Here is a 14,964-nt window from a genome sequence, read left to right on the forward strand (position 1 = left end):
AAAGGGGAAAAGGTAAGAAAGGGAGAACTCGATGAATCTTGAGGCGCCGCTGGCGGCGCCCTTTCACTGAGCACTATAAAAAGAGGGAGTCTCATCCAATGAGACAGCGCCCTCCAGGGCCGGGGCAACACCAAAGGCAACATACAGCTCGACCAAGGCCTGGATATGTTTCTGGCGCTGCACCACCAAGCTGTCTCTGGCGTTGAAGAAAGTGCGCTGGGCATTAAGCAAATCGGAAAAGTCCGTATCGCCATATTGGTAACGAATGTCAGCCAGTGCCAGCAACTCCTGATTATTTTCCAGGGTATCAACCGCAAGTTCAGTCTGCTGACGCTCATAATCAACCGCTTCCATGGCATCCAGTGTTTCTTGCATGGCATCGATAACAATACGGCGGTATTCCAACCGGGCAACGGCTTCTTCTACTTCGGCCTCAGCTACCGCCGCAGCCTTGCTGCCTGCATCAAACAGCGTGACCGACAAGGCTTCTGTCAGACTCAAGGTCCAGTTCCCGGCCAAGGACATTAAATCCGCTGGTGACAACCCGGCACTGAGGCTAAGACTGGGCCAGCGATCACTTTCGGCCAGATAGATATCTTGATGACGTTGGCGCAATGCCAACTCCGACGCGACGATATCCGGCCTTTGGGTTAACAGCTCAGCGGGCTGCACACTCGCCACCCGTGGAATCTGCAATTGGTCAAAATGTTCGTCACCCAGATGAATTTGCAGATTGGATCGGCCCAGTAAAGCTGCCAACGCTCGTTGATTGACCGCCAGCTGTTGCTGTAACGACACCGCACTACCCAGTAATGACAAGGTGGTATTACGTTGTTGCGCCATTTCGATGCCACTGGCATCACCGGCATCAAAACGGATCTGTACCAGTGACTCCATTTCCCGGCTGGCTTGCAGATTCTGCTGCGCCAGCTGTAAGCGAGCCTTGGTTGATAGCCAGTCCAGGTATTGCGTTACCAGATTACTCTGTAGCGTGATGCGGGCACTGGCCAGGTCCACTTCTGCGGCCACTACGTCCAGCTCTGCCTGTTCGATCAATGTCCCCCGCCGCTGCCATAAGTCAACGGTGTAACTGGCTGACAGATTCAATCCCGTACTGTTACTGCGTCCACTGGCATCATTCAATGCCTGCTTCTGACTGGCAGAAGCGCTGGCAGACAGTGTCGGCCAGAGATCGGCATTTTCGCCATCCAGTGCAGCGCTGGCTTTGCTTATACGCAGCAAGGCCTGACGCACATCGATATTATCCAGTTGCGCTTCATCCATCAGCCGGTTCAGCTGCGGCGAACCTAACTGTGCCCACCACTGATGTTGTAATTGCCCGACGTGCAAGGCCTGCTTGGTCTGTTGTTCATTGGCTGCCATATCAGGTAATGCCACGACTTCCGGCTCAAACCGCTGTGGCCCGGCGCAACCACCAGCCGCCAGCATCGCAGCCAGAGCGGTAATTTTCATGGCCATCATGTATGACCCCGAATGCAATCTACTCACTTAATCCTCCGCCAATGCGTCAATCGGGTTCAAACGGGAAGCCTTGCGTGCCGGAGCATGACCAAACACCAGCCCGACCAGCAGCGCCGACGCAAATGCCATCAATGGCGGTGCCCAGGAAAAGGCCACAGCAACATTCATTTGTCCCATGATCAAAGCGATAGAGCCGCCCAGCATCAACCCCACAACCCCGCCCAGACAGCAGACCACCAATGCTTCAATATTGAACTGTTGCAGAATGTCACTGGGTTTGGCCCCGGTAGCGATCCGCAAGCCGATTTCCCGTCGACGTTCCGACACACTGACCAGCATGATATTCATCACCCCGATACCACCAACAAATAACGAAATAGCCGCAACAGAGCCTAACAACCAGGTCAGGGTATCCTGGGTTTCTGAAATGGCTTCAATCAGGGAGGCGGTGTTACGTACGGTGAAATCTTCACTGCCATGCCGGGCAGTCAGGAGTTGGGTGACTTCGGCTTCGACCTGATCAATGCTGTCGGTGTCCTCAACCTTGACGGTAATGGAGCTCAGGTATTCACGGCCAAAAATCCGCACCATACCGGTCGAGAGCGGCACCAGCACCTCTTCATCCATGTCATTACCTCCGGCCGTAGCCCCTTTGGCCTCCAGCACGCCGACAATCAGATACATGCCATTTTTCATAAACACGTATTGGCCAATCGGGTTTTCGCCATTCACAAACAGTTGATCCACAATGGTTTGCCCAACCACCAGCAGTGGAGCCAGTGAATCCATATCCGCACTGGTAAAGAAGGTGCCTTGCGATAACTGCCAATCTTTCACCCGCAGGTAGTCTTCCGTGGTTGCCCGGATACGCCCGGAATAATCACGATTGCCAAAACGGATGGTGGCATTGGAATTACGCTCTGGAGAGACCACTTCGACACCGGGCAATTCAGCCAATAGCGCAGCATCCTCACGGCTCAGCGTGGCAGTAGCACCCGAGTTGCGATTATTGGCACCGCCGGGGCGAATCAGTAACAGATTGGTGCCCATCGATTCAATACGATCCAGCACTTGCTGTTTGCCCCCTTCACCAATGGCCATCATGGCCACTACGGCAGCGACGCCAATCACAATGCCCAACAAGGTCAGCAGCGTACGAAACCAGTTGTTTTTTAATGATTGTAACGCCGTCATCACCGATACCAGTGCACTGACCGAAGGGTATGACTGCAGAGGTGGTGGATTGACGGTCTCAGGGACTGGTGTTGGTGAATGATTCTCTTCATCACTGTCTGACAGAATGCGGCCATCGTGGATCTGGATCTGACGTCTGGCCGCTGCGGCAACCTCGGCATCATGGGTAATCAGAATCACTGTCACCCCTTCAGCATTCAGCTGACGGAGCATGTCCAGCACCTGGACACCGGTTGCACTATCCAGAGCACCGGTGGGTTCATCTGCCAGAATCACATCTGCGCCGTTGATCATCGCCCGGGCGATGGAAACTCGCTGTTGCTGCCCGCCCGATAGCTCCGCCGGAGTGTGCTGCATACGCTCGGCCACGCCAAGCTTATCGAGTAATGCTGCCGCGCGCTGGTGACGAGCCTCTTTCGGGGTGTGGGCATACACGGACGGCAAGGCGACGTTTTCCTGGGCAGTCAGGTTGGCCAACAACTGATAACGCTGAAAAACAAAGCCAAAGGTTTTGAGTCGCAATGCAGCCAGTTGATCGGGAGACAGACTGTTTACATCATGTCCATTCACCCGATATTCACCCGAGGTTGGATGATCAAGGCAGCCGAGAATATTCATCAGTGTTGATTTGCCCGATCCGGATTGCCCCATCACCGCAACAAATTCACCACGCCGAATGGTCAGGCTGACGTTATCCAATGCTTTGACGACAACATCTCCAGCCTGGTAATAGCGGCATACGCCACGCAATGAGATCAATTCATGCTGTGGTCTGGTATTGGGTTCAGCCACCACGTCGGCCTCCCATGCCGCCACCCATACCACCACCGGGAGGGCCTGGACGGTCATTACCAGTCATGCTTCTCGCCTCTGTGGTGGTCTGTTTTTGTTGGCTGCCGGTAATTAACAGCGCGCCTTCGTCCAGACCAGAACGAATTTCGGCATGAGTACGGCTCTGAACCCCTAATTCAACCGGCACACGTTCGACACCATTGGCACCGGCAATCCGGGCAAATGCGCCATTACGGCCGTTACGAATGGCCGCTACAGGCGCAACCAGCACATGACTGGCCGCCCCTTCAACAAAAAACACCTTGGTGGTCATCGAGTCCATCAAACGGCCATTATCATTAGCCACATCCACCAGCACCTGATACAGCACAACATCATTCACTTCTTCCGGTGTTGGCAAGATCTGCCGGACGGTCGACCAGCGGTAGCGATTGGGATTCCCCAGGGTGGCAAATTTGACGTCCATACCACGACGAAGCTTGGGAACGTCTGCTTCCGATACTTCAGTGCGTAGTGTCATCACTGACAGATCCGATATTTGCAGTACGGTCGGGGCACTGTTCGTGGCATTCAAGGTCTGGCCTTCGCGCACATCAATACTGGCGACGGTGCCATCGATCGGGGCATAGATCCGGGTGTAACCCAGCGAAACCTTATCGGCTTCCAGTGCCGCGGCATTTGCTTTGATTTCGGCTTTCTGGGCGGTTATTTTGGCTTTGAGTATTTTCACATTGGTGCGGCTTTCAAACAGCGCGTCTTCGCTGATCGCCTTGCGGGCGTACAGCCCTTCGTTACGCTTCAGCCGTAACATTTCCAATTCCAGCTCGGCTTCCTGTTGCGTCAACTGGGCTTTCAGGTTTTCCAGCCCGGCTTCCGCCGTTTGTACATTCAGTTCAAATACCGAGGCGTCAATTTCTGCCAATAACTGGCCTTTCTTGACCACTTCACCTTCTTCAACCATCAAGTGTTTGATCTGGCCAGATACCTGAGCACCAACTTCAACGTAATTTTTGGGTTCCAGCGTGCCGGTAGCTGCGACACTCTGCTCAATATCACCATAACGCAGCGGTTCAACCAACCAGTCTTGTGATTCATCGTTTTCGACCAGTAGCCACCAGTAGGCAGCAGCCCCCAGCAAACAGCCCAGAACAACGACCCACAGCAACAGAGAGAGCCAACGCCGGGGGCGTGAGGTGGTGGTGAATTGCGTCATCCGTTGCGATTTCCTTAACTGTTTATGTATTCATAAGTCCGACAATCTTGCACCTGATACCGGGCTACGCGATTAAACACAAAATAATAATTAAATTGATTGTTATTTGCATTAATTTGCACTTCATTATTTTACCGAACATTCGAAAAAACAATGCACTGCACCGGCCCTCCGTAGTGACTCACTGGTCTTGCCAGTCAGGCAAAGGTATAGTCTGGGTTCTTCGCCGATGTCGTAAAATAACAACCGATCCATACCATTGCGCGTCCCTGTGTCCTTGCTACGAGGTTGGCTATGAGTCTTCTTGATCAAATCGGCGAGCAGTTGGAAAGCCTGAACAAGTCCGAACGCAAGGTCGCTGAAGTCATTCTTCAGGACCCCAAAAGCGCGACTCGCATGAGCATTTCAACACTGGCCAATGCATCGCTGGTCAGTGAACCTACCGTGAACCGCTTTTGCCGTAATTTCGAAACGTCCGGTTTCCCGGATTTCAAAATCCAGCTGGCTCAAAGCCTGGCAACCGGTACACCGTACGTCAGTCGCGATGTCGAGCAAGACGACAATACCGAGGAATACACCGACAAAATATTCACCTCGACCATTGCTGCGATGGAAAATGCGCGCAAGCATGTGAATTTGATGGCGATCGAAAAAGCCGTGGACATACTGATCCAGGCCAAGCAGATTGCATTTTTTGGTCTCGGCGCCTCAGGCCCGGTCGCGATGGATGCACAGCACAAGTTTTTCCGCTTCAATTTACCGGTGATGGCTTACGATGATGTGATGATGATGCGTATGGTCGCCGCAGCGGCTCATACTGGTGATGTGATTGTGGCGATTTCCTATACCGGCCGTACCCGTGACATGGTGGATATCGCCCGCATTGCCCGCAGTAATGGTGCCAGCGTGATTGGCCTCACTGCCGACCAGTCGCCACTGGCGGCTTCCAGTAGTGTGCACCTGTCCTTCCCGACCCCGGAAGACACGGATAAATACATGCCCATGACGTCACGGATTGTACAGCTGGTGTTACTGGATGTGCTGGCTACTGGCGTTACCTTACGCCGGGGCGTCGACTTCCATGCGCACTTGAAGAAGATCAAGGATAGCCTGAAAGCAACCCGCTACCCCGACCTGCCCACTCAACCCTGACACCTGTCCAGCGAATAATCCCCTTGCCGTATCCTTTAACTAACGCAGTGCCGGTTTGATAAATTTCAGTGTCATGCGGTCACTTTCCCCTATCTCCTGATAACGGTCGCGATCCTGATCACCCAGCCGGTATGACGGTGGCAAGGTCCAGACACCTTTGGGGTGACGGGTCGTATCGGCCGGATTGGCGTTGACTTCGCTGCTGGCAGCCAGTGTAAAGCCAACCTGTTGCGCCATACGAATTACATACGCCTGGTTCATATAGCCACTGCTCTGCTGATCAGCCAGTGGCCGGTCGGCAGCCAATCGATGCTCGACAACTCCCAGAATACCACCGGGTTTCAGCGCCCGATAAAACGTCTCGAAAGCCGCCAGTACCTGTTCATCACCACCCCGCATATACCAGTTGTGTACATTCCGGAAACTCAGCACCCGATCAGCGCTGCCATCGGGTGCAATGGCGTGGTCACTGCCCGGGGCAAAGACCGTCAGGGTTGTGCTGCCAAATGACCCCGGCTGGCTGGCCATTTTGGCCTCAAATCGCTCCCGGCTGTTGCGAAAATAGCCCACCGGGGAATCCGGATCAAAATGCGCCGCATAATACTGTCCTTGCTGAGCCAGAAATGGCCCCAGAATATCGGCATACCAGCCACCACCGGGCCATATTTCCACAACCGTCATATCGGCTTGTAGATCAAAAAAAGCCAGCGTCTCGGCAGGATGACGAAAGGCATCCCGCGGGCGATCATGCTGACGCACATCACTGGCCAGCACGGTGGCAAAATCCGCAGCGGACGCTGCTTTTACATCAGCCTGACTGACGGACACAACACTCGCCAGACTCACAACGATCAAACCATCCAGGCACCGGCGGCCCAACCTGAAAAACTGCTTTGCGTGATCCCGGACGGTATTGGCTTCTGACTGCATCGGTCGACATCCCTTGCTATCTATTATCTGTTGTTGGCCAATCGAGGTTATCCTGGCACAACGGTGCGAATGCCACGGCGTCATGGCGGCAGTATGATATCAGGGAGTTTACGGTTCACCCACACGGTTCACCCACACGGTTCACCCACACGGTTCACCCACACTCTGCCAGATCGCCCGCCGTCACCCGCTGAAATCATGCCTGGAGCACAGAGTCAGTCACTCGCAACCCGCTCTGACAGGTACCAGCTTTTTGGCCATCTGGATCAGGTAACGCCACCGACTCACCAGCAAGGCCGTGAAAATCAGCCCGCAGCCCAACATTTGTATCGGCGACATACGTTCGGCAAACCAGAAAGCCGCCAGAAATGCTGTCCAGACCGGCTCCAGTACCATAATCAGGGCTGCGGAGCTGGATGCGGTCTTACCCTGCGCCCAGGTCTGCAGAAAAAATCGCACACATGTCGCAATCAATGTACTGGCTAACACCCATAGCCAGATATCAACGGTCTGCGGCAGTTGCCATTCTTCCAGGATCAGCGACAACGGCAGCGCAACCAATCCCACCATGGTCAACTGCACCGATGTCAGGGCAATCGCAGGAATTGTGGCCGCCGCCCGACTGGTCAGGACAAATGTCAGAGAAAACATGCAGGCCGCCGCCAGATAACAAAATTCACCAAGGCCAAACACAAAGTTTCCATCCAGTGACAAACACCCCAGCCCGGTTGCCGCCAGCGGCAACGATACCCAGGTAGTCGACGGCGGGCGATCGCCAAACAGCAACACCACCAGCGGCACCATCACCACCCCGAGACAGGTCAGAAAGGCCCCGACTCCCATGTGCTGACCATTCTGTAATCCCATGATCCAGAAAGCGATCGCCATACCAAAGCAGGCTCCAGAGCGTAAAGCCCGCAGCCAGTCTGATGAACTCATGGCACGAATATCCTGACTGCCCACCAGTCCCACGATCATCCCGGCACTGACAAAACGGATAAAAATAAACGCCAGTGGAGCCATGCCCGCCAAGGCTTCCTTGGAAAAAATCCAGCCAGCGGCAGCCAGCAAAGTCACCAACACCAAGGCCAGATCAGCCTTGACGGATCCCACTTTATTCATCACAAAAACTCCAAATACCACACTCTGTTGTACACAAATCTAAAATAGAGACGCACTGTACTCGCAAACGAAGGCAGATGATTGTGCCAATTGCGGGATAATGATGGGTGCAGACACCTCGATAGGCGCATGGCCATTCATATACACTGCGACCAAATAACGCAGGGCAGATCATCCCGGGTAGAATCAAGCCAGACAGAATCCCTTATACTGACGGCCGATTACCCTTGGACACCGCTTTATTCATGCGCTCGCTGGCTTCTCCCTCTTCCGGACTCAATCAGGTACTGCAGCGACTGGCCCTGCTGCAGCTGGCCATCGCAACGGTATGGCTGTTATTTCTGAGTTATCTGCACTCTCAAGGTGTCGCCAACCTGGAGGCTGCCTGGGTACTGCTGGCGCTGTATTTACCGCTGCAAGTCTTCAGTCAGTGGCAAGTCACTCAAGGGGCCATCCAGGACTGGCAACTGTTTTTACACCTGTCTCTGGAGTGTCAGTTATTTACCGGACTGCTGTTTTTTACCGGTGGCGCCACCAATCCGCTCATTTCTTACTTTCTGGTACTGCTGGTGCTCGCCAGTTATGGCTTACCCTGGATACTGGCCATTTGGATGACAGCGTTATGTGTCGCCGACTACAGTTTGCTCAGTATCTGGTATCAGCCGTTGTTATTGCACCATGGTCACGCGATGAGCAGCGTATCGCTGGTCGACTGGCACTTGTCGGGGATGTGGCTCACCTTTGTGCTCAGTGCGCTGATTCTGGTGACGCTGATTCCACAACTGATCCGAACCCGCCAGCGCCAGCAGCAAGAAATCCAGCAACTGCGGGAGCAACAGCTCAAAAACGAACAGCTGGTGGGGATCGGTACACTGGCTGCCGGTACTGCTCACGAAATGGGCACGCCATTGATGACCATGGGAATGCTGCTCGACGACCTGATCGATAGCCAGACCGCAGCAGAAATCGAACCGGATCTGTCCTTGCTGCGGGAGCAGGTGAATCGTTGCCAGCATTCGTTACAGGAACTGGCTCGACAGGGACGTGAAGCCCGTGATGCACGACAACAACTCGCCAGCGACTGGCTCAAAAGCCAGCTACAGCGCTGGCAACTAAGCCAGCCCAACGCGGTATGGCAGCCATTTGAACACCATGGCTCGGCGCTGATTCATACCTCCCCACTGCTGGACCAGGCGTTATTAAACCTGCTGAACAATGCTGCCGAAGCAGGCCAACAACCCATCGAACTCCAGGCCAGGGAACAACAAGGCTATTGGATGCTGGATATTATCCAGCCTGATCCCCACGCCGCCGCTTCCCTGAGCCGTTACTCACCATACAACAGCAGCAAGCAGACCGGGCTGGGGATTGGCCTGTACCTCAGTAACGCCAGCGTTGAGCAATTTGGCGGCAATATTGAACTACAAGCCCTGCCTGACGGTGGCAGCCGTTGCACGCTCAGCTTGCCGATTTCCTTTTTACCGGAGCCACAATTATGACCTCGACCCAGTCTCTTCCTCGCATACTGGTGATTGACGATGATCTGCATTTCAGCCAGGTCTTGTGCCGCAGTCTGGAGCGACAGGGATTCAGCGCCCGACCGGCACACAACAGCAATGAAGCACTGGCTGCTCAAACCAGTTTCCAGCCACAATGGGCGACTCTGGATTTACGGATGGAGCAAGAATCCGGCCTGACCCTGATTCCCCGATTACTGCAACAACAGCCGGAGCTGACCATCGTTATGCTCACCGGTTATGCCAGTATCGCGACAGCGGTAGAAGCCATCAAATTGGGTGCACACAATTACCTGCACAAGCCCGTTACCCTGCAAGAGCTGGTCGCTGCCTTCAAAGACAACAACAGCTCCCATCCAGTCGATAGCTGCAGCGAACCGGCACAGGTGATGTCAGTGGATCAATTAGAGTGGGAGCACATCCAGCGAGTGCTGAATGAACATGACGGCAATGTATCCGCAACCGCCAGGGCATTGAATATGCACCGCCGCACACTACAGCGAAAATTACAGAAGTACGCCCCCAGGTAATCCTGGGGAGATGGTCAATTTCAGAGGCCGTACTGATGTTCCAGTGCGGTAATGGTGCCGTCTTCCTTTAAGCTGCCAAGGGCATTTTGCAGGCTCTGGAGAATCTCGTCGTCTGTCTCGGTATTAAACGCCAAGTACACAGGGGACGATTTTAATTCCAGCGCTATCTTTAATTCATCCAGATCCCCAGCTTCGGAAGCCTTGTAGGGACCAGCCAACACATCGGTTACCCACAAATCAATCGAGCCATTCTGCAAGCGCAACGGATTGGCCATGTCATCGCTAGCAATGGATACATTCATGCCTTCAGAAACCATTTGGCCGGTAAACGCATCTCCCTTATAACCGCCAATCGTATATCGTCGGGCATCCGACAGCCGATTCAGCTTGATGCCCGAATCCTCTTTCGCCATCAATGCGACCTTCATGGTCGTAATCGGGCCGACCCACTTGAATACCGACTCCCGCTCTTCGGTACGTACCGTACAGAACAAACCGTGGTTAACGCGACGCTGGACACGATCCATACCATAGCTCCAGTTACGCAGCTTCATGCGGTATTCAATACCCGCCTTGGCAAAAGTGGCTCGTATGATGTCGGTGCATAAACCACCAATGTCTTCAGATTTATGGGCATACCCCTGCATCGTCATGCTCATGTTATAGGGCGGATACTGTTCTGTAAGTAAGGTGATTTTTTCAGCGGCTGGCGCTACACAAGAAAATACCGAGAGTATGATCCCTGCGACTATCCCCATCCGGTTTTGTCCAATCATAGATGTGCCTCTAATATCGGTTGTTTGATGCGATAATCTTTCTGAAACCAGGCCAGCTGATTCACTCTGAACCTTCTGAGTATGCCGAACACCAGTAGCCTGCTGATTTTTCTTCGCCTTGGCTCAAGACTGGCCAAGATCAAGGGGCAACCAGACGGTGCAAGGCAGCGACAAAGCGAGAAACAGAACAAGGGGAAATCAGCATTAACATTCGGCCGCAGCAACACAGCGCCTAATTTCTGGCCAAACCCTGGCGTCATCTACCCTGTTACAACGCTTGGGACCCTGGTCGAGCCATTGGATATGGAAAATTACCGTACACCATAACGGTTCAATATTGCGGCGAGAGTCATACTTTTTTATTACAAATAGAACAATTTTCAGACTAAGTGTTTAGTAATTAATTGGTCATGATTTCATCAAAAATTGCAATGATTCTGGCTCGGCGAGCCATCAGGTGCGGGAATGAGGGCGGTTGCCTACACAGCGGGGTGAACGGTTCGGGATGACAGTGCATCAACCATCTATTTGAAATAAGACTCTTCGTTAAAGGTACTTAGCCATTCGGTATGGAAAGCGACCATGCCAGAAATAAACATGCCATTCACCACTCCTTCCGGAAACATCATCAATGGCAAATAGCGCAAGTAGTCATGCCAGATCTTATCCGCCGTATAAGTACCACTGAGTGCATAAATGGCGCTTTGCAGAAGATCCAGAAAAGCATGGGTCACTCCGGCATTGAGAAAACCCGCGACAAGAATATAAATAAATGGATTATGGGGCAGACGCAGGTACACCAGAGAATAAAAACCATAGGTAAAACCAATGGGCAGAGCCGTCTGAATCAGATAATGGTAGCCCAGTGTCTGCCATTCAAATTGCCCAGACAAGGCCAGCACCAGTTGCATCATGGCCGTTGCGACCAAGGCCAGACGCCAGCCCATCATCAGGGTTACAGACGTCAGTGCCAGTATATGAAAACCCAACCCTGGCAAAATACCGGCTTTCGCCTGCCAGAAAAGAACCATCACCAGTACACTGCCAAAAAACAGGTGCTGGGCTGGACGATGCTCAATCAGTGCTGACCAACGATAACTATAAATACTCCAGCCCAACAGTCCAAGGCTGACCAATGACATCAACCCCAGTAGCCAGTCTGGTAGAGTCGGGCTCATGGTAATAGCTCCTGCTATCGATTATTGGAACAATTCCTGGCAATACATCAGAGCATCTTCCCGCCCGATCTTGGCTGGATAATAATTGCGCCGAACACCAATCTGGCAGAACCCCAGTTTTTCATAAACAGCTATTGCTGGCATATTGCTGGCACGTACTTCCAGAAACATGCGCTCATTCCCCTTGCTGCCAACGTCATCCAGCAATCGTTGTAATAATTGTTGGCCAAAGCCTCGCCCTTGATAGTCAGGATCAATTGCGATATCCAGCAACTCCGCCTCTCCCGCTATCTGAGTGACAACGGCAAAACCAATCAGGGTGCCATCCAGCTCCAGTCGCCACACCACATGCTCTTTACTCAGGTAGCGTAACATCACCTCACGACTCCAGGGATGAGACTGGCAACGCTGCTCAATGGCCATAACCGCTTCCAGATCATCCGGGCCAGCTGAGACAAGACAGGCGCCATGACTATTCATTGTTGCTCCATGGACAGATTTAATAATGCCAACCACAATTGTTTTTTCCGTTCGGCACAACTCATCACGGTAACGACGTCATCGTCCTGATAACAGCCAGGCACCTGAATTCGCGTCAGCCACTGCCGGGTATTACTGCCAAAACCAATAACATGGCGGCCGCCATGATGTACAAAAAATTGCCATTGCGCCCGTAATGCCTGTTCAGCTACCGCACTGCTCTGGTCTTCCTGGCCATGTTCGATAAAGGGCCAGCGAAAAGAAAGAGGACTGCCTTGCTCAGGCGACCACTTCATGCCAATCCCTATTTGCCAGGCAAACGCTTGCAGCGCCGGAAGCTGTTCCTGACGGTCACAGACCCAGATTGTGCCATTACCCGTCGCGATAAAATGTAACTCAAAACGAGGCGGTGTCAGATCAGCGACTACCAGTGGTTCAGCTACCGCTGTTTCTGGTTTAACCAGTGAATCAGGAGGAGAGGTTGGCAAGTCAGTCAAAGCGGTGGCTGCTGGCGCAACAGAGTCACGATTACTGACGACCGCAGCATCCACCGCCACACGTGTCGTGGTGTTACCGCGATGATCCAGCAGTTCGGCAGCAAAGTGCCCACCTTCCGGGTGATCTTCCGCATTCCGGTAATTGGGCAAGTGGTCCACTGGCAGTTCACTACCATGTGGGCCATGTTGCTCACCAAGCCAGGGCAATAACTGACTTGGAGCGGCATGGGGAAGTTCATCTCTGGGTACCCAGACCGGAATCCCCATCGCTTTCAAATACTGACAGCGTACCGCTTCACGCATGAGAATCAGACACCGTCAGTTTGCGGATGTTGACGATCCAGTCCAGAGAAGAGCAAATTCAGTGCGTGAATATAGGCCTTGGCCGAAGCGACAACGATATCGGTGTCGGCACCGCTACCATTAACAATACGGCCACCTTTTTCCAGGCGAACGGTGACTTCACCCTGGGAATCTGTCCCCTTGGTAATATTATTCACAGAGTACAACAGCAAATTGGCCCCGGACTCCACCACTTGTTCAATGGCTTTCAAGGCAGCATCCACTGGACCAGAACCTTCACTGGTACTGGAGTGTTCAATACCCTCCCGACTGACGACCAGAGACGTAACCGGCGTAGTACCTGTCGCGGAGCGGCTTTCCAGAGTTACCAGTTTGTAGATATCCGGTGCAGCATCCGCTGCCGCTTCGCTTACCAGTGCTTGCAAATCTTCGTCGAAAATTTCGTGTTTTTTATCCGCCAGATCTTTAAAACGGACAAAGGCCTCATTAAACGCCACATCCGAATCAAAGTTGATCCCCAGTTCTTCAAGACGACTGCGGAAAGCGGCACGGCCAGAATGTTTGCCCATAACCATTTTATTGGCACCCCAACCGACGTCTTCTGCTTTCATGATTTCATAGGTTTCACGATGCTTGAGAACGCCATCCTGGTGAATGCCCGACTCATGCGCAAATGCGTTGGCGCCCACAATGGCTTTGTTCGGCTGTACCGGGAAACCCGTGATAGATGAGACCAAACGGGAAGTCGGTACAATATGGCTGGTATCCAGACCGGTAGTGATATTAAACAGGTCCTGACGGGTACGGGTCGCCATAACGATTTCTTCCAGAGCCGCGTTACCTGCACGCTCACCCAGACCATTGATTGTGCACTCTACCTGGCGAGCACCATTGGCAACTGCAGCCAACGAGTTGGCAACCGCCAAACCCAGGTCGTTGTGACAATGCACGGAAAAGATCGCCTTGTCGGCGTTGGGAATACGCTGCAGCAAGGTCTTGATGGTAGCGCCGAATTCTTCAGGAATTGCATAACCAACCGTGTCTGGAATATTGATTGTACGTGCACCAGCATTAATGGCGGCCTCAATAATCCGGCAGAGAAAGTCGATCTCGGAACGCCCGGCATCTTCACAGGAGAACTCAACATCAGCTACCAGATTACGGGCTTTTTTCACCGCATATACGGCCTGCTCTACCACCTGGTCAGGCTGCATACGCAGCTTGTACTGCATATGAATGGGGGATGTTGCAATAAACGTGTGGATACGGGCACGCTCTGCTTTTTGTAGCGAAGCCGCAGCCCGTTCAATATCGTTATCTATCGCGCGGGCCAGGCTGCAAACAGTGCTTTCACGCACGGCCTGGGCAACCGCTTCAATTGAGGCAAAGTCTCCTGGGCTGGCGGCCGCAAAACCTGCTTCGATGACATCCACTCGCATTTTTTCCAGCGCTTTGCCGATGCGGACCTTTTCTTCTTTGGTCATGGACGCGCCGGGGCTCTGCTCGCCATCGCGCATAGTAGTATCAAATATGACCAAACGATCTGGCTGACTCATGGAAATCTCCCGAATAGGTACAACGTAACGGATCATTATACGATGCTATCGTACCTTCCGCACAGCCCAACCGTCGGTATCCGTTACCGGCTCAGTCCCGGGTTATTTATTCTCAGCGTCCGCCCTTGCTTTCTCACAGGCATAAAAAAACCCCGCCCTGCATAACAGGACGGGGTATTTCGTTTAAGAGCTTGACGATGACCTACTCTCACATGGGGAAGCCCCACACTACCATCGGCGAT

At 53.1% G+C, this 14,964-nt stretch carries 13 protein-coding genes; 3 read left to right on the forward strand and 10 right to left on the reverse strand.

The window, feature by feature from the left end; genetic code table 11:
- Positions 1 to 63 precede the first annotated feature (63 nt).
- From Q4551_RS06915 to Q4551_RS06925, 3 genes are read right to left on the reverse strand one after another with little or no spacing between them, the layout of a single operon-like run.
- Positions 64 to 1,509: an efflux transporter outer membrane subunit gene (locus Q4551_RS06915; protein ID WP_303432721.1), complete on the reverse strand. Its 1,446-nt coding sequence runs from the start codon at positions 1,507 to 1,509 to the stop codon at positions 64 to 66.
- Positions 1,510 to 3,525, reverse strand: coding sequence for a MacB family efflux pump subunit (locus tag Q4551_RS06920; RefSeq protein WP_303432722.1), 2,016 nt, complete (start codon positions 3,523 to 3,525; stop codon positions 1,510 to 1,512).
- Positions 3,461 to 4,681 (reverse strand): efflux RND transporter periplasmic adaptor subunit, encoded by a 1,221-nt coding sequence (locus Q4551_RS06925; RefSeq protein ID WP_303432724.1) that lies wholly within the window; start codon positions 4,679 to 4,681, stop codon positions 3,461 to 3,463. Before Q4551_RS06925 ends, Q4551_RS06920 begins: the two co-directional genes overlap by 65 nt.
- Before the next feature lie 288 nt (positions 4,682 to 4,969).
- Here Q4551_RS06925 and hexR point away from each other — a divergent pair, with 288 nt between their 5' ends.
- Positions 4,970 to 5,833 carry a transcriptional regulator HexR gene (gene hexR, locus Q4551_RS06930; protein WP_303432725.1) on the forward strand — a complete coding sequence of 288 codons (864 nt, stop codon included), beginning with the start codon at positions 4,970 to 4,972 and terminating at the stop codon, positions 5,831 to 5,833.
- Positions 5,834 to 5,872: 39 nt separating this feature from the next.
- Here the strand turns inward: hexR and Q4551_RS06935 are convergent, their stop codons facing one another.
- Together Q4551_RS06935 and Q4551_RS06940 are read right to left on the reverse strand one after the other, a co-directional pair.
- Complete coding sequence (locus Q4551_RS06935; RefSeq protein WP_303432726.1) at positions 5,873 to 6,679, reverse strand: class I SAM-dependent methyltransferase; 807 nt, start codon at positions 6,677 to 6,679, stop codon at positions 5,873 to 5,875.
- Positions 6,680 to 6,982: 303 nt separating this feature from the next.
- A complete protein-coding gene (locus Q4551_RS06940; RefSeq protein WP_303432727.1) occupies positions 6,983 to 7,885 on the reverse strand; it encodes a DMT family transporter in 903 nt (300 codons plus the stop codon).
- A gap of 227 nt (positions 7,886 to 8,112) precedes the next feature.
- Here Q4551_RS06940 and Q4551_RS06945 point away from each other — a divergent pair, with 227 nt between their 5' ends.
- Both Q4551_RS06945 and Q4551_RS06950 read left to right on the forward strand, forming a co-directional pair.
- On the forward strand, positions 8,113 to 9,384 hold the full coding sequence (locus tag Q4551_RS06945) for an ATP-binding protein (RefSeq protein ID WP_303432728.1): 1,272 nt from the start codon (positions 8,113 to 8,115) through the stop codon (positions 9,382 to 9,384).
- The gene (locus tag Q4551_RS06950) at positions 9,381 to 9,932 is read left to right on the forward strand and encodes a response regulator transcription factor (protein ID WP_303432730.1); all 552 of its coding nucleotides are present in this window, start codon (positions 9,381 to 9,383) and stop codon (positions 9,930 to 9,932) included. The genes Q4551_RS06945 and Q4551_RS06950 overlap by 4 nt, the downstream gene beginning before the upstream one ends.
- 20 nt (positions 9,933 to 9,952) lie before the next feature.
- Here Q4551_RS06950 and Q4551_RS06955 read toward each other — a convergent pair whose 3' ends face one another.
- From Q4551_RS06955 to Q4551_RS06975, 5 genes are all read right to left on the reverse strand, one after another.
- Positions 9,953 to 10,708, reverse strand: a complete 756-nt coding sequence (locus Q4551_RS06955; protein WP_303432732.1) for an ABC transporter substrate-binding protein — start codon at positions 10,706 to 10,708, stop codon at positions 9,953 to 9,955.
- A gap of 524 nt (positions 10,709 to 11,232) precedes the next feature.
- Positions 11,233 to 11,886 (reverse strand): energy-coupling factor ABC transporter permease, encoded by a 654-nt coding sequence (locus tag Q4551_RS06960; protein ID WP_303432733.1) that lies wholly within the window; start codon positions 11,884 to 11,886, stop codon positions 11,233 to 11,235.
- Between the two features lie 21 nt (positions 11,887 to 11,907).
- Positions 11,908 to 12,366 (reverse strand): ribosomal protein S18-alanine N-acetyltransferase, encoded by a 459-nt coding sequence (gene rimI, locus Q4551_RS06965; RefSeq protein ID WP_303432735.1) that lies wholly within the window; start codon positions 12,364 to 12,366, stop codon positions 11,908 to 11,910.
- Positions 12,363 to 13,166: a hypothetical protein gene (locus tag Q4551_RS06970; protein ID WP_303432736.1), complete on the reverse strand. Its 804-nt coding sequence runs from the start codon at positions 13,164 to 13,166 to the stop codon at positions 12,363 to 12,365. Before Q4551_RS06970 ends, rimI begins: the two co-directional genes overlap by 4 nt.
- A gap of 5 nt (positions 13,167 to 13,171) precedes the next feature.
- Complete coding sequence (locus Q4551_RS06975; RefSeq protein WP_303432737.1) at positions 13,172 to 14,722, reverse strand: 2-isopropylmalate synthase; 1,551 nt, start codon at positions 14,720 to 14,722, stop codon at positions 13,172 to 13,174.
- Positions 14,723 to 14,964: the final 242 nt, after the last annotated feature.

The sequence above is a fragment of the Oceanobacter sp. 5_MG-2023 genome (assembly GCF_030548165.1).
Lineage (GTDB): Bacteria > Pseudomonadota > Gammaproteobacteria > Pseudomonadales > Oceanobacteraceae > Oceanobacter.

What these genes read in the sequence shown, in the direction of transcription:
- Q4551_RS06920 (WP_303432722.1), bottom strand. Translation starts at nt 3,525, where the DNA reads ATGACCGTCCAGGCCCTCCCGGTGGTGGTATGGGTGGCGGCATGGGAG.
- Q4551_RS06925 (WP_303432724.1), bottom strand. Translation starts at nt 4,681, where the DNA reads ATGACGCAATTCACCACCACCTCACGCCCCCGGCGTTGGCTCTCTCTG.
- Q4551_RS06940 (WP_303432727.1), bottom strand. Translation starts at nt 7,885, where the DNA reads ATGAATAAAGTGGGATCCGTCAAGGCTGATCTGGCCTTGGTGTTGGTG.
- Q4551_RS06950 (WP_303432730.1), top strand. Translation starts at nt 9,381, where the DNA reads ATGACCTCGACCCAGTCTCTTCCTCGCATACTGGTGATTGACGATGAT.
- Q4551_RS06955 (WP_303432732.1), bottom strand. Translation starts at nt 10,708, where the DNA reads ATGATTGGACAAAACCGGATGGGGATAGTCGCAGGGATCATACTCTCG.
- Q4551_RS06960 (WP_303432733.1), bottom strand. Translation starts at nt 11,886, where the DNA reads ATGAGCCCGACTCTACCAGACTGGCTACTGGGGTTGATGTCATTGGTC.
- rimI (WP_303432735.1), bottom strand. Translation starts at nt 12,366, where the DNA reads ATGAATAGTCATGGCGCCTGTCTTGTCTCAGCTGGCCCGGATGATCTG.
- Q4551_RS06970 (WP_303432736.1), bottom strand. Translation starts at nt 13,166, where the DNA reads ATGCGTGAAGCGGTACGCTGTCAGTATTTGAAAGCGATGGGGATTCCG.
- Q4551_RS06975 (WP_303432737.1), bottom strand. Translation starts at nt 14,722, where the DNA reads ATGAGTCAGCCAGATCGTTTGGTCATATTTGATACTACTATGCGCGAT.